General features: G+C 32.8%; 20 protein-coding genes. 2 read left to right on the top strand and 18 right to left on the bottom strand.

Annotated elements, in window-relative coordinates:
• Window positions 1-79 precede the first annotated feature (79 nt).
• The 14 genes from murB to AB1282_RS13720 all read right to left on the bottom strand — a co-directional run bounded on the left by murB (window position 80) and on the right by AB1282_RS13720 (window position 16,680).
• Complete coding sequence (murB, locus tag AB1282_RS13785) at window positions 80-988, bottom strand: UDP-N-acetylmuramate dehydrogenase (RefSeq protein WP_056471090.1); 909 nt, start codon at window positions 986-988, stop codon at window positions 80-82.
• 75 nt (window positions 989-1,063) lie between these two features.
• A complete protein-coding gene (murG, locus tag AB1282_RS13780) occupies window positions 1,064-2,155 on the bottom strand; it encodes an undecaprenyldiphospho-muramoylpentapeptide beta-N-acetylglucosaminyltransferase (protein ID WP_056471092.1) in 1,092 nt (363 codons plus the stop codon).
• Between the two features lie 237 nt (window positions 2,156-2,392).
• Window positions 2,393-3,466 (bottom strand): stage V sporulation protein E, encoded by a 1,074-nt coding sequence (gene spoVE / locus AB1282_RS13775; protein ID WP_056471191.1) that lies wholly within the window; start codon window positions 3,464-3,466, stop codon window positions 2,393-2,395.
• Between the two features lie 61 nt (window positions 3,467-3,527).
• A complete protein-coding gene (gene murD / locus AB1282_RS13770) occupies window positions 3,528-4,880 on the bottom strand; it encodes a UDP-N-acetylmuramoyl-L-alanine--D-glutamate ligase (RefSeq protein WP_429899343.1) in 1,353 nt (450 codons plus the stop codon).
• Window positions 4,881-5,855, bottom strand: coding sequence for a phospho-N-acetylmuramoyl-pentapeptide-transferase (gene mraY, locus AB1282_RS13765; RefSeq protein ID WP_056471095.1), 975 nt, complete (start codon window positions 5,853-5,855; stop codon window positions 4,881-4,883).
• Window positions 5,856-5,960: 105 nt separating this feature from the next.
• Window positions 5,961-7,427, bottom strand: coding sequence for a UDP-N-acetylmuramoyl-L-alanyl-D-glutamate--2,6-diaminopimelate ligase (locus AB1282_RS13760; RefSeq protein WP_429899342.1), 1,467 nt, complete (start codon window positions 7,425-7,427; stop codon window positions 5,961-5,963).
• A gap of 25 nt (window positions 7,428-7,452) precedes the next feature.
• A complete protein-coding gene (locus AB1282_RS13755) occupies window positions 7,453-9,405 on the bottom strand; it encodes a stage V sporulation protein D (protein ID WP_429899341.1) in 1,953 nt (650 codons plus the stop codon).
• Window positions 9,406-9,538: 133 nt separating this feature from the next.
• The gene (locus tag AB1282_RS13750) at window positions 9,539-11,749 is read right to left on the bottom strand and encodes a penicillin-binding protein (protein ID WP_390310628.1); all 2,211 of its coding nucleotides are present in this window, start codon (window positions 11,747-11,749) and stop codon (window positions 9,539-9,541) included.
• An 11-nt stretch (window positions 11,750-11,760) separates the two neighbouring features.
• Window positions 11,761-12,126, bottom strand: coding sequence for a cell division protein FtsL (gene ftsL, locus AB1282_RS13745; protein WP_390310630.1), 366 nt, complete (start codon window positions 12,124-12,126; stop codon window positions 11,761-11,763).
• A gap of 12 nt (window positions 12,127-12,138) precedes the next feature.
• Complete coding sequence (gene rsmH / locus AB1282_RS13740) at window positions 12,139-13,071, bottom strand: 16S rRNA (cytosine(1402)-N(4))-methyltransferase RsmH (protein WP_429899340.1); 933 nt, start codon at window positions 13,069-13,071, stop codon at window positions 12,139-12,141.
• Between the two features lie 31 nt (window positions 13,072-13,102).
• Entirely contained in the window at window positions 13,103-13,534 is a 432-nt protein-coding gene (mraZ, locus tag AB1282_RS13735) for a division/cell wall cluster transcriptional repressor MraZ (RefSeq protein ID WP_056471113.1), read from the bottom strand.
• Between the two features lie 204 nt (window positions 13,535-13,738).
• A complete protein-coding gene (gene bshC / locus AB1282_RS13730; protein ID WP_429899339.1) occupies window positions 13,739-15,367 on the bottom strand; it encodes a bacillithiol biosynthesis cysteine-adding enzyme BshC in 1,629 nt (542 codons plus the stop codon).
• 26 nt (window positions 15,368-15,393) lie between these two features.
• Window positions 15,394-15,786, bottom strand: a complete 393-nt coding sequence (locus tag AB1282_RS13725; protein WP_429899338.1) for a DUF3397 family protein — start codon at window positions 15,784-15,786, stop codon at window positions 15,394-15,396.
• A gap of 6 nt (window positions 15,787-15,792) precedes the next feature.
• Window positions 15,793-16,680 carry a 2-dehydropantoate 2-reductase gene (locus tag AB1282_RS13720; protein WP_429899337.1) on the bottom strand — a complete coding sequence of 296 codons (888 nt, stop codon included), beginning with the start codon at window positions 16,678-16,680 and terminating at the stop codon, window positions 15,793-15,795.
• A 147-nt stretch (window positions 16,681-16,827) separates the two neighbouring features.
• Between AB1282_RS13720 and AB1282_RS13715 the strand changes: the two genes are divergently transcribed.
• The gene (locus tag AB1282_RS13715; RefSeq protein WP_429899336.1) at window positions 16,828-17,241 is read left to right on the top strand and encodes a GNAT family N-acetyltransferase; all 414 of its coding nucleotides are present in this window, start codon (window positions 16,828-16,830) and stop codon (window positions 17,239-17,241) included.
• 47 nt (window positions 17,242-17,288) lie between these two features.
• Here AB1282_RS13715 and AB1282_RS13710 read toward each other — a convergent pair whose 3' ends face one another.
• The 4 genes from AB1282_RS13710 to AB1282_RS13695 all read right to left on the bottom strand — a co-directional run bounded on the left by AB1282_RS13710 (window position 17,289) and on the right by AB1282_RS13695 (window position 19,642).
• Entirely contained in the window at window positions 17,289-17,870 is a 582-nt protein-coding gene (locus AB1282_RS13710; RefSeq protein WP_390310634.1) for an RsfA family transcriptional regulator, read from the bottom strand.
• A gap of 77 nt (window positions 17,871-17,947) precedes the next feature.
• Window positions 17,948-18,715 carry an enoyl-CoA hydratase/isomerase family protein gene (locus AB1282_RS13705; protein WP_056471129.1) on the bottom strand — a complete coding sequence of 256 codons (768 nt, stop codon included), beginning with the start codon at window positions 18,713-18,715 and terminating at the stop codon, window positions 17,948-17,950.
• 182 nt (window positions 18,716-18,897) lie between these two features.
• Window positions 18,898-19,071 carry a 50S ribosomal protein L32 gene (rpmF, locus tag AB1282_RS13700; protein WP_025672195.1) on the bottom strand — a complete coding sequence of 58 codons (174 nt, stop codon included), beginning with the start codon at window positions 19,069-19,071 and terminating at the stop codon, window positions 18,898-18,900.
• Window positions 19,072-19,126: 55 nt separating this feature from the next.
• Window positions 19,127-19,642 carry a YceD family protein gene (locus AB1282_RS13695; protein ID WP_056471131.1) on the bottom strand — a complete coding sequence of 172 codons (516 nt, stop codon included), beginning with the start codon at window positions 19,640-19,642 and terminating at the stop codon, window positions 19,127-19,129.
• Between the two features lie 808 nt (window positions 19,643-20,450).
• Between AB1282_RS13695 and AB1282_RS13690 the strand changes: the two genes are divergently transcribed.
• On the top strand, window positions 20,451-21,671 hold the full coding sequence (locus AB1282_RS13690) for a nucleotidyltransferase (RefSeq protein ID WP_429899335.1): 1,221 nt from the start codon (window positions 20,451-20,453) through the stop codon (window positions 21,669-21,671).
• Window positions 21,672-21,684: the final 13 nt, after the last annotated feature.

The raw sequence follows: 21,684 nt of genomic DNA, 5'->3' as shown, positions 1-21,684 counted from the left end.
AGCAAATGAATGCCATTCTATCTTGGACATCATATGCTATGTAAATTATAGCATATAATATGGTTAGTTTAGAAGAAACTTACATTTTTTTCCCAACAATTTCAACTTCTGTTTCAAGTTGCACATTAAATTTTTCTAATATAGTTTTCTTTATAAATGCTATTAAGTCTAGTACATCTTTTGAAGTGGCATTTCCAGCATTTACAATAAAGTTTCCATGCATTTCTGAAACCTTCGCACCACCAATTTGATATCCTTTTAAATCAGCACGTTCAATTAAATTACCAGCATACTGTGGTAATGGATTACGGAAAATACTTCCAGCACATGGATAATTCCAAGGTTGTGTTTCTCTTCGATAATCTTTGTTTTTTTGCATTAATGCAGTTGAAGCTTCTTTTGATCCCTCTTGAAGCTGAAGTTCTGCTTCTAATACAAATCCTTTACGTTTATGTTGTAAAACTGAAGTTCGATAAGAAAAATCTAATTCTTCATTTGATAACCATTCCATTGTTCCATCAGGAAATAGAATGTGTGCTCTAGAAGTAATATTTGAAAAATCTGATTGATGGGCACCCGCATTCATATATACACCGCCACCAACACTACCAGGAATTCCACTAGCAAACTCTAGACCGGATAATCCTTTTCTACTTAATTGAGTAGCTAATCGAATAACTGAATAACCTGCACCTACAACTACTTTAGTACCTTCTACTTCAATGTGATCTAAGCAATCACTAATTTTAATTACGACACCTTCAATTCCTTGATCCGATACAAGTAAATTTGACCCTCTTCCGATTACCGTCACATCTACGTTATTTTCATTTGCAAGGTTAATAATCTCTTTAATTTCATTTACAGTTTTAGGAATGACCAAATACTCAGCTGGTCCTCCAATTTTCATTGTCGTATGGTTTGCTAAAGGCTCATTTATTAGAAGACTCGAGTCATTTAATATTTCCTTTAATTTTGATTCAAACATTCGATCTATATCCCCCTTTAGCTTATAGTATCTTCTATTACATTTTTATTTTATTTCAAACTTGTTCGTGCAAGTTCATTTACTTATTTTCTCTAATACATTTACTAGTTTTTTTGCAGCATCTGGTACACCGATTTTTAATGATGCATTTTTCATCTCTTCAAGTTTAATAGGATTTAGTAATACTTTTTCAATTTCAGTTACTAAATATTCACTATTGAAGTTTTTTTCCAATATAACAATTGCCGCACCATTTTTCTCAAGTGATCTAGCATTAACTTCTTGATGATTATTCGTTACATATGGGCTTGGTATTAAAATACTAGGTTTCCCTAATGCAGTTAATTCTGCTAATGTAGTTGCCCCCGCTCTTGATACAACTAAATCCACTTCTCTTAATACTTCAGGCATATTATGTAAAAATGGCTTAACAACTACATTTTCTGGGTTACCGACTTTATTTATTTCCTCGATAACAGAATCGTAATGTACTTCGCCTGTTACATAAATCATTTGGTAATCTTTTTCACCTAATTGATTGACACTTTTTAAAAAGGCTTGATGAATCGGTCTTGCTCCCCTTGAACCACCAACAATTAGTACTGTGCGTTTACCTGATTTTAATCCTAATGATTCTAATACGGCTGGATTTGATTCTCCAAGTACTTCAGAAGCCCTCGGGTTTCCAGTAAACACTACTTTCTCTTTATTAAAATATTCAGCAACTTCTTCAAAACAAATTGCAACTTTTGTTACATAGCGATTTAAGAACTTATTTGTTAGACCAGGTATACTATTTTGTTCATGGATAACTGTCGGAATCCCTAGTTTTGCTGCTGCATAAACAACAGGGCCACAAACATATCCACCAGTTCCAACGACTACATCTGGCTTAAATTCACGAATTATTTTCTTACTATCTGATACACCCTTTAAGAATCGATAGACTGTTTTAAAATTCTCTAATGATATGCTTCTCTTGAATCCTGTAATAACAATAGATTTAAAAGGTATGTTTGCTTTAGATACAATCCCTTTTTCTAATCCATTTTCTGTACCAACATATAAACATTCTACATTGGAATCTTGTTTTTTTAACTCTTTAATTAGCGCAAGTGCTGGATAAATATGACCACCAGTACCCCCACCACTAACTAAAATTTTCATAAAGATCCTCCTAAATTACAATACATAAATAACTTTAAGCAGTTTAAGTAGTTATTATACCAATTTTATCACTATCATTCTAATTGTTTTTTCTATAAAAATAAAGAAAACTTACCAAGAGGCGAGTATTTTGGTAAGCCCAGGGCGCGTTTTCTTCTCTTAAAATATAAAAAAGACCGACTCATCTTTGAAAAATTCAAGTACATCATGTACTTGTTTCAATTTGAGTCGGTCTTTTTATGTACGTGCATGTCTACTAATATTTAATAATACACCTACTGCTAATAGCATTAATGTTAAAGATGAACCACCATAGCTTAAAAATGGTAATGTAATCCCTGTAACAGGCATTAAGCCTATGACAACGCCTATATTAATCATTACTTGTATTGCAATCATTGAGACAATTCCTACTGCTAAAAAAGTACCGAATAAATCAGGAGCACTTAAGGCAATTCGGATTCCTCTCCAAAGTAATAAAGAGAATAATAAAATGACAAAAGTTCCGCCAATAAATCCTAGTTCTTCTGAAAGAATAGCGAAGATGAAATCAGTTTGTGGTTCCGGCAAATACATAAACTTTTGTCTACTTTGTCCCAATCCTAAACCAAATAATCCACCTGGACCAATAGCATAGAGTGATTGAATAATTTGGAATCCAGTTCCTAATGGATCAGACCATGGATCTAGAAATGATGTAATCCTTTTAATTCGGTATGGAGCAGAAGCTATTAGGCCAACAAATCCTGCAACCCCAACAATTCCTAACCCCATAAAATGAGAAATTCTTGCTCCAGCTACGAATATGATGATTACACAAGTACCTACCATTACTGTACCTGTTCCTAAATCAGGTTGAAGCATAATTAAACCAAATGCCAAAAAGACAAGACCTAATGTTGGTACCAGACCCTTTTTAAAAGACGTAATATTTTTCTGATTATCTGCTAAGTATTTTGATAGAAATACCATCATTCCAAGTTTCATAAACTCAGAGGGCTGGATCGAGAATGCACCGATACCAATCCAACTTCGTGCACCCCCTCGTACTAGACCAACTCCTGGTACAAGTACAAGTACCAACAAGATAAAACAAGCGATTAATATTTTTTTTGCATGTGTTTTGAAAAGCCAGTAGTCAATATTTGAAACTACAAACATCCCAACTACTCCAACCCCAGCAAATAATAATTGCCGTTTAGCAAAAAAGAACGAATCATGAAACTTATACGATGCCCATATTGCACTAGCACTGTAAACCATAATCATACCTACTGTTAATAATGATAGCGTAACGAGAACAAGAATCATGTCAGGACTATTTTTCTTTGTTGGCACTTAAATACACCTCAACTTTTGAATTAAACAAGCCTTACATTAATTTATGCACTGCTTGTATAAATTTATTACCACGTTCTTCAAAAGTCTTAAATTGATCCCAGCTTGCACAAGCAGGTGACAATAAAATAATATCTCCAACTTCTGAATGAGCGAATGCTTCATTTACAGCATCTTCAACATTATCTACCGATTTTACTGCTTTCATTCCTGCTTTTTCTGCTGATTCAATTAATTTATCTGCTGTTTGACCATAAGTGACCATTTTTTTTACATTTTTAAAATAAGGAATTAAATCGTCAAAGCCATTTCCTCGATCTAATCCACCAGCTAATAAAATGACTGGTTTTTGGAAAGAAGAAATTGCTTTTTGTGTCGCTAAAATATTAGTAGCTTTTGAATCGTTATAAAACTTTCTTTTATTTATTTCAGTAACAAACTGAAGTCGGTGCTCTACACCAGTGAAAGTTGTTAATACCTTTTCAATCGCATCATTTTCAACATCAAGTAGCTTAGAAATCGCTACTGCTGCTAATATATTTTCTAAGTTATGTTTACCCGGTAAGACAATTTTTTCAACTTCAATAACTTTTTTCTCTTTAAAGTAAACAAAGCCATTTTGAACATATGCACCATCTTGCACAATTTTAGTTGTAGAGAATGGAATAATTTTAGCTCTAATTTGAGTAGCCATTGCCATTACATTCTCATCATCAAAATTAACGACAGCAAAATCATTTTCTGTTTGATTTTTAAATATATTGGCTTTTGCCCTAATATACTCATCCTTTGTACCGTGATAGTCTAAATGAGCTTCAAAAATATTTGTGATTAATGAAATTTTTGGACGGAAACTTTCGATTCCCATCAATTGAAATGAAGAAAGTTCAGTTACAATAATATTTTCTTCATTTGCACTTTCAGCAACTTCACATGCAACAGTACCAATATTTCCTGCAACAAGTGGTTTTTTATTACCTTCTTGTAACATATTTAATGCTAAAGTTGTGGTTGTTGTTTTCCCATTTGATCCTGTAATTCCGATAAATGGTGCTTCACTTATTAAATATGCAAGCTCTATTTCCGTATAAATCGGAATATTACGCTTTACAGCTTCGATTAATAAAGGATTCGTATATGGAATTCCTGGATTTTTAACGATACAAAATGGTTGATTATCTAATAATGATAGTGGATGATCACCACAAACTACGTTAAAACCTTCACTTTTCAACTTTTGTGCAATTTCATTTTGTTCAAATGGAGTTCGATCATTTACAGTTACAGTCGCACCTAATTTTTTTAATAATTTACTGGCTGCATAACCACTCTTTGCCATTCCTAATACTAATACATTTTTATTTTGAAAGTTCGATACGTTATTCAATTACATCCACACCTCAATATAGATTCCTAATAATGCAAAAAGTAATCCTACAAACCAAAATGTTACAACTACACGCCATTCTGTCCATCCAGATAATTCATAATGATGGTGCAAAGGACTCATTTTAAATACCCTTTTACCTGTTGCTTTAAAAGATGCAACTTGAATCATTACTGATAATGTTTCAATTACAAATATACCACCAATAATAACAAGTAAAATTTCTAGGTGTGTTACGATTGCAATGGCAGCTAATGCGCCACCTAATGCTAATGAGCCCGTATCTCCCATAAAGACTTTTGCAGGGTGTGCATTAAATACTAAGAAACCTAATACAGCTCCTACAACTGCGATTGAAAAAATTGCAACATCAAGCTGGTGTTGGTTATAAGCAAGAACTGCATATGCACCAAATGCGATTGCTGCTGTACCTGACACAAGTCCATCTAATCCATCTGTTAAGTTTACAGCGTTAGAAGTACCAACAAGCATAAAGATAATTAATAAAACATAGATAAAGCCTAAATCAAATGAATAATTTGTTCCTGGTATAGAAATAGATGTAGAGATTCCCATAGCACGGATTGCAAAAAAGACAATGATTGAAACAATAACTTGGCAAATGAATTTTTGTTTAGATGTTAGTCCTAGGTTTCTTTTTTTAACAACCTTTATATAGTCATCTAAAAATCCAATTACTCCAAAACAAATTGTGACAAATAATAATACATATGTACGTGTTGATAAAACATCAAAATACATAGAAATTAAAAGTGCAGATAAACTTAAAGCAATTAATATGATAATCCCACCCATTGTTGGGGTTCCTGATTTCTTTTTATGAGATTGTGGACCTTCGTCTCGAATACTCTGTCCAAATTTAAGTTTTCTTAAGTACGGTATAAAAATAGGCGATAAAATGACTGCAATGATAAATGCTGTAATCATAGCAACTAAAATTGACGGTTCTAGCATTATACGCCCTCCTTTCTAAGTTCTCTTCTTTGTTGTTTACTTAATAGTTTAATTCTTTTAAAAAGAATTATGAAATCAATTTTTCACATTACAAAGAAGAGGATACTATCCTCTTCTTTGCAAAATAGCTTCTTTAGCTTCTTCAACATCATCAAAATGTGAAACATTCGTTCCTACAATCTGATATGTCTCATGACCTTTACCTGCAATAACAATAATATCATGTTTTTTTGCATTTTGAATCGCAAATGTTATAGCTTTTTTACGATCTTCTATTACCGTAATATTATTATGCTCTAATCCGCGTTTCATGTCTTCTAAAATTAAGGTTGGGTCTTCTGTTCTTGGGTTATCAGATGTAAAGATCGCTTTTGTTGATAGATCCGCTGCAATCTTACCCATTAGTGGTCGTTTTGTTCGATCACGATCTCCACCACAACCAACAACAGTAAATATATCATTTTTTGCAAATTGCTTAACAGTATTTAATACATTTTCTAAACTATCTGGTGTATGGGCATAGTCTACAATAACTGTAAAATCTTGACCAGCATTAACTGCTTGGAAACGTCCTGGTACACCATCAATTGTTGCTACAGCGTCTAGGATTGTCTCCATTTCGATATTTAATGCGATTCCTGCACCGATTGAAGCTAACACATTATATACGTTAAATGTTCCAATTAGATTCATTACTACAACATATTGTTTATTTAAGAAATGTAAAGTGAATCTAGTACCAGCATTCGTTAATTCAATTTCATCAGCAAACAAGTCAGCTTCTTGACTTAAACCATAAGTAATTAAATTTGCTTGCGTAAACTTCATATATTCATCAGAAGCAGGATCATCATTATTTAGGATTGCAAATTTAGGTTTTTGCGTTGAGAAGCTATTACCTAATTGAGAGAATAATATACCTTTAGCTTTTTTATATTCTTCCATCGTTCCATGATAATCTAAGTGATCTTGTGATAGATTTGTAAAAACAGCAATATCATATTCACAACCATGAACACGCCCTAAATGTAATGCATGTGAAGAAACTTCCATAACTGCAGTATCCACATTTGCATCAACCATTTTTGCAAACATTGATTGTAAAGTTAAACTATCAGGAGTTGTATTTTTTGATTCAAAAATCTCTTCTCCAATTTTCATTCCAATTGTGCCAATAACACCAGTTTTTTTCTTATTGTGTTTAACAATCTCTTCAATAATATATGAAGTTGTGGTCTTACCATTCGTACCAGTAATACCAACTAGATTTAGTTTGTGAGTTGGGTTTTCATAAAAGGCATTACCAATAACAGCCATCGAACGATTTGTGTCTTTCACATAAGCTACTGGAACATTCGATTCAATTGGTTTTTGTGCAAGTATTGCTACTGCGCCGTTTTCAATCGCTTGATTTACGTACTTGTGGCCATCAACTGTATACCCCTCGATACAGATAAATAAATAACCTGGTTTTACATTTCTTGAATCCATTTCAACCCCAGTGATTTCCGGATTTTCAGATGGAAGATTCACTAAAGGCTTTAATCTTGATAGTAAAGTATAAAGTTTCATAGTAATTCCTTTCGTTTACACTAAATCATTTTTTATCATTAGTCTTAGATTTAGTTTCTTCTTTCGTTCCTAAATAAATTCTAATTTTAGAACCTTCTTTTAGTTTAACACCTGCTTTTGGTGCTTGGTCAACGACAATATTTCCACTGCCACTATATTCAATAGTAAAAGTATCTAGCAAAGGTTGCAAATCTTTTTTCTCCAAACCAATTAAATTTGGTACTTCATATGTTGGTGTATCACCATATACGAATTTTTTTGGGATTTGATTTTTTCTAGGTGGTACGCCTAAAACTTGCATACTATCACGAATAATATTCCCTACTATTGGAGCAGCTACAACTCCCCCAAATTGAACAGTGCCTTTTGGATTATCAACTGCTATATATACCACTATTTGAGGATTGTCTGCCGGTGCAAAGCCTACAAACGAAACGATAAAGCTACTATCATCATATCGTCCATCTTTAACTTTTTGAGCTGTTCCAGTTTTACCTCCAACACGATACCCTTCCACAAATGCACCTTTACCAGTACCTTGTGCAACAACACTTTCTAGAGCTAATCGTACCTTTTTAGATGTATCTGGAGAGATCACTCGTCTTTTTGATATTGGTGTTTTACGACTTACTACTTCGTTTGTAACCGGATCTACAAACTCTTTAGCGATATAAGGTTGGTAAAGAATTCCCCCATTAATAGCAGCTGATACTGCTGCAACTTGCTGAATTGGTGTAACTGATACACCTTGACCAAAAGCAGTTGTTGCTGCTTCAACTGGACCGACTCGATCCATACTGAATAAAATTCCTGAGCCTTCACCTTGTAAATCAATTCCTGTTTTTTGGCCGAAACCAAAATTACGAATATATTTAAATAGACGATCTTCTCCTAAGCGATTACCTAATTCTACAAATCCTGGATTACATGAATTTTGAACTACCTCTAAGAATGTCTGGGAGCCATGTCCACCTCTTTTATGACAACGCAAACGAGCTCCAGCTACTTCAGCAGCCCCATCATCATAAAAAGTGTCTTTATTCAAATCTACTAACCCTTCATTTAATGCTGCTGCGAGTGTGATAATCTTAAAGGTTGAACCTGGCTCATAATTTGACCAAACAGGTAAATTTCGATTATATACTTCAGGAGAAACATTTTTAAAATTAGTAGGATTGAAGCTTGGACGACTACTCATTGCCAGTATTTCTCCCGTATTCGGATTCATCGCAATTCCAATCATTGAATCAGGATTATATTGAGCTGTCGCATTATTCATTTCTCGTTCAAGAATTGTTTGTATACGCGAATCTACAGTTAATTTTAAGTTTAAACCATTAATCGGCGGAATATAGTCGTCTGCAATATTGGGCATTCTTTGTCCCTTAGCGTCAGAATAAAATTGTACACTACCTTTTTCACCACTTAATTGCTTGTCATAATAAAGTTCTAATCCATTTAAACCTTGATTATCGATTCCTGCAAAACCTAAAACATGAGAAAGATAGTCACCAAATGGATAATATCTTTTAGAATCCTCTGCTATGTAAACACCAGCTATGTTAAGATCTCGGATTTGTTTAGCTTTCTCATTTGTAATTTTAATACCTTCTGTACGAATGTGTTCCATACTAGATCTTTTCGTTAAAATCTTATAAAGTTTTACTTCGGAGATTTTTAAAATTGGGGCAAGTTTCTCAGTCGCTGCTTTAGGATCTTTAATTTGCCTAGGAACGACTAATACAGATGGAGCACTTTTATTAGTAGCAAGAGCAACACCATTACGATCTAAAATTTCACCACGCTTCGGTTCAAATGGAATGTCTCGACTCCACGAGTTTTTCGCTCGCTCAGTTAAAAGATCACCCATCGCAAATTGTACATAACCAAGCCTTGTTGCAATAATAGAAAAAATTAATAAACCACCAATGAATACAAAAAATAATCGTTTTCGAACTGTTACATTAGATACTCGCATCGAAACGAACACTCCTCTACATTATGTTCGTTTCAATATATGCTTGTACCAATTACAATAGACCTCCTAGCTTTGTATTGTCCTAGGAAGGCCTATTATAATTTTTATTTAATTGATTATTACTTCAACCTTTTTACTCTTGCCCATCTCCATTTACATCAGTGCCATCTTTTACATCAGTATTTTCTTTGGTAGATCCATTCGGTTTCGCTAATTCAATTGTTAAATAATCATTATCCCGTAGCTCTGAATCCTCTTTAATACTCTGACTCGTTACGAAACCAGATCCTTTTGAAGAGATTTTCAGCTTAAATAATTTACCTAAACGATTAACATCCGATTTTGACCAACCAACGATTGACGGCATCGTATTTGTACCATTTGTCTTGAGATAGATTTTAGTACCTCTAACAACTTGAGTTTTGGACTTAATTGATTGTCCAGTAACTTCTAACCCATTACCTAATAATACTGGTTTCAATCCTTCAGATACAGCTAAAGATTTTGCTTCATCTAAAGTTAGACCTTTCAAATTCGGAATCTCAATACTTTCTTTATCGATTAATTTATCTACCTTTGCATTTTCAACTGGCTCAACCTTCATATACTCTAATGCGCCTTTAGTCACAGTTCTAAATATTTCAGAAACACCGTCTGAACCGATTTCAGTCGCTTCAAGTTTTGGACGAAGCATTGCTACATAAACAACCAATTTAGGATTATCTGCTGGTGCCATACCGATAAATGAAAATAGATTTTGACCACGTCCTTTAAGATATTTCCCGTGATCGTCAACAACTTGGGCAGTACCAGTTTTACCTGCTACTGAGTAGCCTTCAATCGCATAGTTATGCCCTGTTCCGTGTGGCGCAGTAATAACTGTTTCTAATAACGCTCTCTCTCTTTTTGCTGTTTCTTCTGTAATTGGATTACCAGCAACCTGAGATTTATAGTCTTTAATAACTTTATTCGTATCATGTTCGACAATTTTGTCAACAAGATAAGGCTTCATCATTTTCCCATTGTTAGCAATAGCACTTGCAGCTTGGATAATTTGAACTCCAGTTACTGTAGATCCTTGTCCAAAAGCAGTTGTAGTTTTTTCAAGTGGATAATTAAATACTAATTTACCACTTGATTCACCTGGAAGATTAATATTAGTTTTTTGTGTAAATCCAAAGTTTTTATAATATTGTAAAAATCGATCTGCACCTATTTTTTCATTAAGTAGAATCGAAATTCCTACGTTTGAAGACCTTTGAATCCCCTCATCAAAAGTAATTGATCCCCATCCGTTTCGATTTACGTCATGGACAGTGCCTCCACCTGGTACTTTATATCGACCTGATTGGAAATATTCATTTCCATTATAAACTCCTTCATTCATTGCAGCACCTAAAGTGAATATTTTCATCGTAGAACCTGCTTCAAATGCATATGAAATCGGGTCATTCGTATAGTTTGTAATGTCATGAAGATTCGGATTGAAGCTAGGACGATTACTCATCGCAAGGATTTTACCTGTTTTTGGGTCAGAAACGATTGCCATAATTTTTTCTGGCTCATATTTTTTTTCAACGCTCGTCATTGCGTCTTCTAGTAAACTTTGAATCTTTGTATCTATTGTTAAATACACATCATCACCGTTGTGCGGAGGAATAACCTTTTCATTTACATATGGTAATATATTGCCTTTTCGATCACGTAAAAAGCTTCTTTTACCATCCTGTTCAGTTAACTCAGTATTTAATGATTTTTCTAATCCCATTTCTCCAATTAATTCGCCATTATCATTTATATTTGTGTAACCCAAAGTATGGGATGCAAAAACACCATTTGGATAATAACGTTGCTGTGAAGGAGTAAAAACAATACCAGGTAGCTTTAATTTCTCAATTTGTTCTTTTTTGCTTTGAGAAATATTTCTTCCACCTGGTCCTAATTCAACTTGATATTTTGGTTTACCTAATTTCGCTAAAAGATCCGATTCATCAATACCTAAAATTGGTGCTAATTCACTTGCGGTTTTTTCTTTGTCTACGACATGTCTTTTCACTTTAGAGTTTTTTGATGCACTTGGATCTAGAACGGCCGACACAGTGTATGCTGTCACCTCTTCCGCTAGTGGAACCCCATTTGAGTCATATATTGTTCCTCTTTTAGCAGGAATTTTTTGAGATGTATTGTAATTCTCATCAGCATATACTTTTAAATTTTTACCTTCTACTGTGTTTGATAATTGAATATAAGAAAGTCTAGCAACAAGGGAGATAAAAAAGACTAAAGTAGCAATAAAAAACCAACGAATACCATAATTTGTGTATTTATTTTTTTTCTTACTCATATCATAATCTCCTACTTGCTAGTGTCGGTAAACTTTACGTTATTACTATCAATATTTAAACCTAACTCTTTTGCTTTTTGCCATATTCTCTCATATGTGCTTAATTCATCAATCTTCATTTTCAGCTCAGAGTTACGCTGTTTTCCATTTGCAATTTCATTTTTCACATTTTGAATTTTTAAGTTTGTATCATATATTTCCGCTTGGGTTTTAATGATTTTTGTCCCCATAAAGAAGCATGCAAAAAGAAATACTAAGTAAAGTATTTTTTCAAAAGGTGTAATTTTTGATACTTTCTTATGTTTTTTCTTGTTAGAAGGTCTTTGTTGTAAATCAGTAACTTGTGTTTGTTGTAGCTTTCTAGCCAAATTACTCATTATTTTCCCTCCTTATAATTTTTCTGCAACCCTTAGCTTTGCAGATCTTGCTCGTTTATTAAATTCGACTTCTTCATCTGTTGGTAAAAGCGGCTTTCTTGTCACTAGTTTTAACTTAGGCTTAAACTCATCTGGAATAATTGGTAAACCTGGTGGTAACGGTGGAAGCGAACTAGCTTCTTTAAAAATCGTTTTACAAATACGATCCTCTAATGAATGGAATGTTATTACACTAATTCTTCCTTTTGGTTTTATAAGCGTAATTGCATCTTTTAGAGCTTCTTCAAATACACCTAGTTCATCATTTACAGCTATACGAATTGCTTGAAAAATTCTTTTAGCAGGATGTCCACCTGTTCTTCTTGCAGGTGCAGGTATTGCATCTTTAATGATTTCAACTAACTCAAAAGTGGTTTCAATCGGCTTCTTAGCTCTTAACTCTTCAATCCTTCTAGCAACTTGTTTAGAGAATTTCTCTTCTCCATATCGGAAAAATATTTTCACAAGTTGCTCATATGGCCAGTCATTTACGACTTCATATGCTGATAATGTTTGTTCTTGATTCATACGCATATCAAGAGGTGCGTCTTGATGAAAACTAAATCCGCGTTCAGCTACATCTAATTGTGGCGAAGAAACACCTAAGTCAAATAAGATGCCATCAACTTCATAAATTCCTAAATTATGGAGTTCTTCTTTTATATGTTTAAAATTACTTTTTACAATTGTTAATTGATTCTCATATTTATTCAATCGCTCTTTTGCATGTCTTATTGCTGTTTCATCTTGGTCAAAAGCAATTAATTTGCCCTTAGATGAAAGTTGAGATAGTAAGTATTCACTATGACCTCCACCGCCAAGAGTACAATCTACATAAATGCCGTCTTCCTTAATATCTAAAGAATCAACAGTTTCTTTTAATAAAACCGTAATATGTTCAAACATGATGCTTTCACTACTTTCAATTTGTTAATTTTTAAAAGTCAAATCCGATTAAGTTTTCGGCTAACTCACCAAATGACTCTTCTGATTCATTCATATATGTATTCCAAGTTGATAAATCCCAAATCTCAATACGATTTGTAACACCAACTACTACACATTCTTTTTCTAATTTTGCATAACTGCGTAAGTTAGGTGTTATATTAATTCTCCCCATCTTATCCATCTCACATTCCATTGCCCCTGAGAAGAAAAAACGGGTAAATGCTCTCGCATCTTTTTTAGTTAGTGGTAGTGTGCGCAGTTTGTCTTCAATTAAACTCCATTCGGCCATTGAATAACCAAATAAGCATTGATCCAAACCTCTTGTAACAATGAAGTTTTCACCAAGCTTGTCTCGAAATTTAGAAGGTATAATAAGACGTCCTTTTACATCGATATTATGTTGATATTCACCGATAAACATCCTATTCCCCCACTTTCTAACACAAACTTACCACATTCCCCCACTTCTTACCACCTTTTCTAAAAAATTCTTTAAAAAACGAAAAAATCCTGCTAGCAGTGCAGCAGGATTTCATTTTTATTATAAAATTCAGCTTATTTCAATGTTTGTTCCCTATAAAAAACAACTATCTATATTAATAAAAGCAATATTTTGATTATAGGCTTAAATTTTTACGATTTGATGAGCGTAATCCCATGATAGTTCTAAATCACAAAGTTCATGAACAAAATCAAAACCATATTTATTAATATAGTAGAGAATATTTAGTGTTCTTTCTTGAGGTCTCCCATTTGGAGAAATTGAACAGATGATTCGATTCCACTTTGTGATCTGCTCTTCATTTTGCTTTAAAATTGATTCTTCTATTTTTCGTTCTAAAAGTAGAATTTGTTCTTCTATCTTTATATAATTCTTAATAGAAAAATCCTTTAAATTAGGCATAACTTTTTTCGTTACATCTTGAAGAGGTTTATGCAGTTCTTCTAAAGATTTTTTTGCATGACTAAACACTTCTTTATAGTCTAGTTTCACTTGATTTTTAATCCATTCAACCTTCTTTTCTTCTAATGAAGTTTTCAGTACATCATTAATATCTAATGAAAAATCTTTTAAAGCTGATACGATATTTCTTTCAAAAATAGTAAACATATGTCTTAAAAACACAGGTGGCATTTCAAGGTCAAATAAATTAAAAATGTCCTTTAGCTCCGCCCAATAAGCAATTTCACCTGGGCCCCCGACAAATGCTAACGTAGGAAATAAATACTCTTGCATGACTGGTCTAGTAACAACATTATTACTTAATAACTCTGGCTGTTCATTCGCTATTTTGATCAACTCATGCTTAGAAAATTGATAATTTTTATTTTTCGTTTGAAAAACCTCTTCATTTTCAGACACTTCAAGTAACTGTCTACCTTCATTACTATGGTAAAAAAGATGAATGCTCTGTTCCGAAATTTGAAGTGTTTCGTGGTACCCAGATTTTATTAACCTGCTTTTTGTATCCTTTAAAACCCCTCTTACGATATCTTGCTTTTGAACCATTTCACTAAACAAAGATGACTCCAACTCTCGGACATTCGGATCGTCGGCATCAACTAAGACAAGTCCTTCTTTTTGGAACAATTTAAAAATAATCTTCGCAAAAAAATCTACGTAAGTAGTAGATTGCTCAATCATCGAATATAGTTCTTCAAGTAATTCCTTCGAATAATTCGTTTCATCAAACGTTTTAACGATTTTATCAATCCACTTTTTCATCTCCTGTTGATCTAATTCTGTTTTAGAAGCAGCATGAGAATAAGTCGTTTTTTGATAAAAGGTCTGTTTTTTCACTGTATTGTTCTCAATTGTATGAATATGGTTTATTTCATCTATATCGTGGTCTTCACCAGCAATCCAAAATACTGGGACAACTGTTAGACCATGATCTTTTTCATATTTCTTTGCCAATTGAATAATTGAAATAATTTTATTTATGGAATACAATGGGCCAGTTAATAAGCCAGCTTGTTGTCCACCAATTACAACAAATGAATCTTTATTAAGTAATTTTTTCACATTTTCTAGTGATTCATTACTTGCACGATGCTTATGATGAAACTTCTCGAGTGCATTAACTAATCCTGTGCGATTATAAGAACGCTCCATTACATTTTTAATTCTATATTCCATTTCTTCCTTTACTAATGGATTTTCACCAAAGAAAGAAGAAATTACTTCATTTCCATTTACAAAATCATTAAGCAATTTATTTTGCCCGTCTAAATGGACTGTACTAATTTGCATTACGAACTTCCTCTCTCGCTCTTCAATTAGGCATTATACTCAGTTATTTTTAAAACTAAACCAGCCAATACAGTAATACAATGAAGAATAATAAACAGAATACATGACATTCTCCAAAAACCTATTAGTAGCTTAGTAAACCGAATATCTCTTTTTGCTTTCCATTGAAGAATAATACTAATAAATAAGATAACCAATAATAAATTAATTAATATCCAACCTGTTGCAGTTGGAAAAATCATATTTAATACAAAATAAAATGAACTAATATATAGAATTGTAGATAAATCTAACGTAAAAAGCAAAAGTTTACGCTTGTTATTTTTAAAAAATAATTTTAAAAACATATAGATAAATATTGTAGAAAAAATCGGAAATTCAATTAATAGCGAAATAAAGAAAATGAAAAATTTTTCCAAAAAGAATTACCCCTTTTTCTTCTCAAGTCCTTTTATACTATTGTACACAAGTTCAATTGTCGGTACATTTATATTTTTATTAATTGCCAATTTTTTAACAAATCCTAGCATACTTTCAATTTCTGTTTGTCTACCGTGAAATAAATCTCGATTCATTGATGAGTAGTTCTCTTTAGTTTTCTCACATATTTCTACTACTTTATCCCACTCACTTTGGTTATTTAAATCTAGGATCGTTGCAACCTCATTAAATAATAATTTACAAATTGGTTTAAAATACTCATTAGTGATTAATTCACCATTTCGAACGTTCAATATAGACGTTAAGGGGTTAATAACACAATTTATTAAACACTTTTGTTTTATTATATATTCCCAATCATCTTGGCTTTTGATTGGAAACTCAACTGTATGTAGACTCGATAAATGATTTAGTGCATCTATTTCCCCTTTTATTTGTCCAATTCGAATAATACCTTTACCTGTATGTGTTATTTCATTTGGAGAAGTTTTTAATGCACCATGTTCAACTATTCCTATAAAGCAATTTGAAATTGGTAAATTTTTAACGATTTCAATATGAGACATTCCATTTTGGAGAAATAATATATTCTCCCCCTCATATTGATTTAACGTGTTTACGATTTCATTTAAATGATATTGCTTAACACAAACTATTAAGAGATCGAACGTGTTTATTTTAGGTAATAATTTTTTTGCTGTTATACACATTTGTTTCGTTTTTTCATCTACTGAAAGTATAACACCTAAGTTATTTATAAGATCTGCCTGTTCTTCTGTTCTCGTAAACAATGTAACATTATGTTTATTTTGATACAAATACGATGCTGTAAGAAGACCGACGGCACCACCACCAATTATTCCTATTTTCATTGATTTCTCCATTCGAAAAATTATTTTTCCATTATTATCTTTTTGATAATAAATTTACACCTAATCTATCTTTTTTTAAATTTAATTGTACGATATAATTATATTTAAAATATTAAAAATTTACATTCTTTTTAAGGGGGAGCTTTTTTGAACATCAAGATAGAACGTTTACAAATAAATTTTAAAACACTTGAACAATTTCAGCAATTTTCCGGTTACGGTTTACAAGAGCTATCAATGCTTGAAGATCTTGAATCAAATTTAATTGACAACGAGTTTCAATCTCCTTTCTATGGTATATATTTAGGAAAGGCACTTATTGCCCGAATGAGTTTATATACACATAGTGAAAATAATGAAGAAATAATTGAAATAAATAAGATGGAAGTTCTACCTTATTATCAAAAGAATGGGTACGGAAAAGAATTAGTAAATTTCGCTAAAGCCTTTAAGAAAACAATTAAAACTATACCAAGAGCAAATTCAAATGAATTTTGGAAAAAGCAAGGTTTCATTGAGGCAGATTCTGAATTCGTCATTTGGAAACCTGAAAATAAATAAAGACAAAAAACTCAACACCCCTTTTGGAGATGTTGAGTTTTTTCTTTTTATTTTACCTTCGTGTCATTTTTAGAACTAACATTTACAATTTTTCGTTTTTGATCTAGAAAATCAAATAAATGTTCATATTCATTTTGCAGCTCATTTAGTTTTTCAACTAGTTGTTGCTTTTCAATTTTCAATTGTTCGTTTTCTTGCTTATATTTCAATAGCTTTTTTTCTAGAGATTGTATATCTTTAATTCGTCCACCGGCATCAACTTTTAATCTCAAATATTCAAGGAATTTATATACTGACTCAAAAGTTATTTCGGAATGTCCTTTTTCTGTTGTAGCATCTTCATGAGTCTGATTCGTAATTGTTTCCAAATCACGCGTTGGTTCTACTTCATTAGAAGGAACAGCTTGTTTTTTACTACTATTTTTTGCTTTTTCAATCTCTTCTTTATAGAACTTTCTAACAAAAGAATTCCATCTGTAACCACAAGCAGCAGCTGTCCTTGATAGGTTCTTTGCTACAACTTTAAATGCCATTAATTGAGTTGACCCTTCATTTATGGTTTTTAAAACTACTTCAGCTAAGTAGTTATCTTCATCTTTTGTCCATGCATCCTGGCGATTTGCAACCATTTGCAATCCCCTCCAATTTTCTTATGCAATAAGCAGATTTTACTAATTCATATGCACAAAAAAATGAAGGTAGAAGATTACTTTTCCAATTTTTTTGTAAATTGTTCGATATTTTTTATATGTTCATCTGAAAACCAAAGTGGCATAGCTGAAAAAACTTCTTCTTCCATTCTTCTCTTAAGATTTTGCTCGGTCCATTTGCGAATAAGTATTTTTTTATTTTGATGATGGATTTGTGCTGGAATACTTCGAGCTAAACTTATAAAACTTTCATTATGTAAACTTGTTAAATCTTTTGATAGTTCATGTATAAAGCCGATCTTCTTAGCTTGAAATGCGGTGTAAATATTAGAGGATGATAGTAAAGTAATCCAATCTTGATGACTCATTTTTTCTTGAAGTATGGTACCTCCACCCCATGAAGTTGGGATTCCCATTCTACCTTGAATAAATCCTATTTTTGCATTATGACTCGCGTATCTAAAATCGAATGCACTAGCGAGTTCGCAGCCACCACCTAAAGCATAACCATTAATAAAACAGATTGTAATTTGAGGTAACATCGCTATTTGATATATCAATTCACACATTTTTAGATTAAAAGATTCCAATCCACTTAAATTATTTTTAAACTTTAAGATTGTGTTTAAATCCCCACCGGTACAAAAATATTTCATACCTTCCCCAGTTAAAACAACTAGTTTACTTTGGGATTTCATTCGGATTTCTCGGATAATTTCAGAAAGTTTTTCTACAGTATTTTCATCAATACAATTCCCGTAATTAGGCCTATTTAAAAATATATAATCTATTTCATCTCTTTGATAAGTAATTACTTCAGACATTGGAATCCCTCTCTCTTTACCTAGTTTCCTATTAGTTTTTATTATACTATACAGGAATTGAAATGGGCAGAGGTAAGAGGAAGCATGACTTTAGAGGATTTGATCGTATAAAGACAGACAAACGAGGTTTAAAGGCAAAAGGAAAAGCACATAGTTTCCTATGTGCTCATTCAAAGACTAGCTTATTTGCTAAGTACTTGTTTTCCTTTGTAGTGTCCGCATGATTTACATACGCGGTGTGCTAATGTTAATTCGCTACAGTTTGGGCATTCAACCATTCCAGGTACCGCTAATTTAAAATGCGTACGACGCTTTCTTTTTACAGTTTTGGACGTTCTTCTTGCAGGTACTGCCATTGATCCCACCTCCTTAAAGTGAGTGTTTGTTATGAAGCCGGTTATCCGGTACTTCTCAATTATCTTGTTTGTCAAAAAATTTTGCTAATCCAGCAAGTCGAGGGTCAATTTTTTGCTCTACTTCGACATGTTCCCTAACTTCCCAATCTGTTCCTGACGTTGGAGCTGTTTCTTTCCCCTCAATATCCTCTGCATAAACCTGCATTGGAATCTCAGCTAAAATACATTCCTCAATCACTGGGGTTAAGTCTAACACGTCACCCTCTAGGATGTGAAAATTCTCATCTTCACTTTTCCATTCTGATGTTGTAAAAAATGTTTCTGTTGTGGTAATCGACAAAGGATATTTTACATCAACTAATGTTCTTACACAAGGTAAAATTAAATATCCAGTTATTGTTAAATGAAACGTATATCGGTTCGTTCCAAAATCAACTCGTCCAGTAACTCGAATTGGAGCAACCTCTCGAATATCAGTATTACGTTCCTTTATTTGACTTACATCAATTGTCTCATCTAAATTTAAACCTTTATGTCTTAATTTCTGCAACTGGTGCACTGACCATTTCATAAATAAACCACCTCAAGGCAACAATGAAAATTATATATTCTTTATAATCACTTGTCAATATTTTTTCTTTACACTTCCGAAAAGCGGAGGCGACTGCTTAGCTCCGACAAGCATAAGACGATTTTTGGCTAAGATTTGCACTTTAATCTTAGACGAAAATTGGCTTATGACCTCGAGGAGTTAGGAGCCGGAGCTAGACATCTTTTCTGCTTCTTTTTGGGGAATATCTCCATTCAGCTGAAGAAGTGGCGCTCTTTCCACTTCGAAGATTAATGGAATATTACCGAAGAGCTAGCTTGTGCAACTAGACATCACAACATACTTCTTTGACCTAATTTCCGACAAGCATAAGACGATTTTTGGCTAAGATTTGCACTTTAATCTTAGACGAAAATTGGCTTATGACCTCGAGGAGTTAGGAGCCGGAGCTAGACATCTTTTCTGCTTCTTTTTGGGGAATATCTCCATTCAGCTAAAAAAAGTGGCGCTCTTTCCACTTCGAAGATTAATGGAATATTACCGAAGAGCTAGCTTGTGGAACTAGACATCATAATCTACTGCTTCGATGTAATTTCCGACAAGCATAAGTCGAAAAATTTACTAAAAGTTTTAGACTTGGTTACTAGCTTTCCCCTAAAATCCTTGACCTTGCTTCTTATATGTAACCTATCTAATATATTATTTTCCACAATAAAATTCAATACAATTCACACTAGGTTGCGAATTATTTCTCAATACTGGTATTCTAAATGTATAAATTCGTGAAATCAGTAAATATTGGAGGTGCATTTCCCTGCGTTCGGTTGGTGTGGTAGTAGAGTATAACCCATTACATAATGGTCATGTTTTTCACTTAACTAGTTCTAAAATAAGTACAAATGCTGATGTTGTTATTGCAGTAATGAGTGGTCAATTTTTACAAAGAGGCGAGCCAGCAGTCATTCCAAAGCACGTACGAACAAAGTTGGCTTTACAAGCGGGTGCAGATCTTGTTATTGAAATACCTTATAGCTATTCGACTCAACACGCAAGCATCTTTGCCAAAGGAGCTATTTCAATCCTAGATTCTTTAAAATGTGATTATGTTTGTTTTGGAAGTGAAGAGGGTAAAATTGAGACATTTTACGAGTTAATCAAACAAAAGAAGCAGCTTACTTCTTCAATCAATTCAAGTATACGTACTTTTCTTGATGAAGGGCTAAGTTATCCTGCTGCATATAGCACTGCTTTACAAAAAAATCTTGAAACATCAAAGCTAGATGTTTCACTTCCAAATAATATTTTAGGAATACATTATTTAGAAGCTATTGAACATTTTGATAGTAAAATGGAAGGTCGAACGATTCAGCGAATCGCTGCAAATTATCATGATGAAGATACCAATCATCAAAGTATCGCTAGCGCTACAGCAATTAGAAAAATTTTAAAAGGCGACAATCAATCGATTTCAGACTTTGTTCCAAGTTTTACGAAAGATTCAATTGAGGAATACATAAACGAGTATGGTACCCTTCATTCTTGGAATGAATATTTACCTTTTTTGAAATATAAATTAATGACTTCAACTAAAGAAGAACTGGAAGAAATTTACGAAGCTGTCGAAGGTTTAGAAAGAAGAGTCTTACATTCTGTGTTAAACTGTCTTAATTTTGAAGAGTTAATGACAACAATAAAAACAAAGAGATATACTTGGACTCGAATTCAAAGATTGCTAACACATATCTTAACAAATACATCAAAAAAGGAAATGTCAGCAATATTAGAGAAAGATCGAGTTCCATATATTCGTTTACTTGGTATGAGTTCAATGGGTAAAACTTATTTAAATAGCAAAAAAAAATTAATTGAATTACCAATTTACACGACTATTAATCAGCAAAATCAAAAAGAACTAAGTACTGATTTGAAAGCAACTCATACTTATGCTTCGATGCTTTCATTAAACAATCAACAAAAGTTAATAAAAACCGAATATTCGCTTTATCCAATTATTTATGATGAAAAGAGTAGTCAATTTAGTAGATCTTAAGTATTTTCCAGAA

Origin of the sequence: Gottfriedia sp. S16(2024), from assembly GCF_050473765.1 — a bacterium.
GTDB lineage: Bacteria > Bacillota > Bacilli > Bacillales > Bacillaceae_G > Gottfriedia.
This window is presented reverse-complemented; position numbering and strand designations above follow the sequence as displayed.

What these genes read in the sequence shown, in the direction of transcription:
- murB (WP_056471090.1), bottom strand. Translation starts at nt 988, where the DNA reads ATGTTTGAATCAAAATTAAAGGAAATATTAAATGACTCGAGTCTTCTA.
- murG (WP_056471092.1), bottom strand. Translation starts at nt 2,155, where the DNA reads ATGAAAATTTTAGTTAGTGGTGGGGGTACTGGTGGTCATATTTATCCA.
- spoVE (WP_056471191.1), bottom strand. Translation starts at nt 3,466, where the DNA reads ATGATTCTTGTTCTCGTTACGCTATCATTATTAACAGTAGGTATGATT.
- mraY (WP_056471095.1), bottom strand. Translation starts at nt 5,855, where the DNA reads ATGCTAGAACCGTCAATTTTAGTTGCTATGATTACAGCATTTATCATT.
- AB1282_RS13760 (WP_429899342.1), bottom strand. Translation starts at nt 7,427, where the DNA reads ATGAAACTTTATACTTTACTATCAAGATTAAAGCCTTTAGTGAATCTT.
- AB1282_RS13755 (WP_429899341.1), bottom strand. Translation starts at nt 9,405, where the DNA reads ATGCGAGTATCTAATGTAACAGTTCGAAAACGATTATTTTTTGTATTC.
- AB1282_RS13750 (WP_390310628.1), bottom strand. Translation starts at nt 11,749, where the DNA reads ATGAGTAAGAAAAAAAATAAATACACAAATTATGGTATTCGTTGGTTT.
- ftsL (WP_390310630.1), bottom strand. Translation starts at nt 12,126, where the DNA reads ATGAGTAATTTGGCTAGAAAGCTACAACAAACACAAGTTACTGATTTA.
- rsmH (WP_429899340.1), bottom strand. Translation starts at nt 13,071, where the DNA reads ATGTTTGAACATATTACGGTTTTATTAAAAGAAACTGTTGATTCTTTA.
- mraZ (WP_056471113.1), bottom strand. Translation starts at nt 13,534, where the DNA reads ATGTTTATCGGTGAATATCAACATAATATCGATGTAAAAGGACGTCTT.
- bshC (WP_429899339.1), bottom strand. Translation starts at nt 15,367, where the DNA reads ATGCAAATTAGTACAGTCCATTTAGACGGGCAAAATAAATTGCTTAAT.
- AB1282_RS13720 (WP_429899337.1), bottom strand. Translation starts at nt 16,680, where the DNA reads ATGAAAATAGGAATAATTGGTGGTGGTGCCGTCGGTCTTCTTACAGCA.
- AB1282_RS13710 (WP_390310634.1), bottom strand. Translation starts at nt 17,870, where the DNA reads ATGGTTGCAAATCGCCAGGATGCATGGACAAAAGATGAAGATAACTAC.
- AB1282_RS13705 (WP_056471129.1), bottom strand. Translation starts at nt 18,715, where the DNA reads ATGTCTGAAGTAATTACTTATCAAAGAGATGAAATAGATTATATATTT.
- rpmF (WP_025672195.1), bottom strand. Translation starts at nt 19,071, where the DNA reads ATGGCAGTACCTGCAAGAAGAACGTCCAAAACTGTAAAAAGAAAGCGT.
- AB1282_RS13695 (WP_056471131.1), bottom strand. Translation starts at nt 19,642, where the DNA reads ATGAAATGGTCAGTGCACCAGTTGCAGAAATTAAGACATAAAGGTTTA.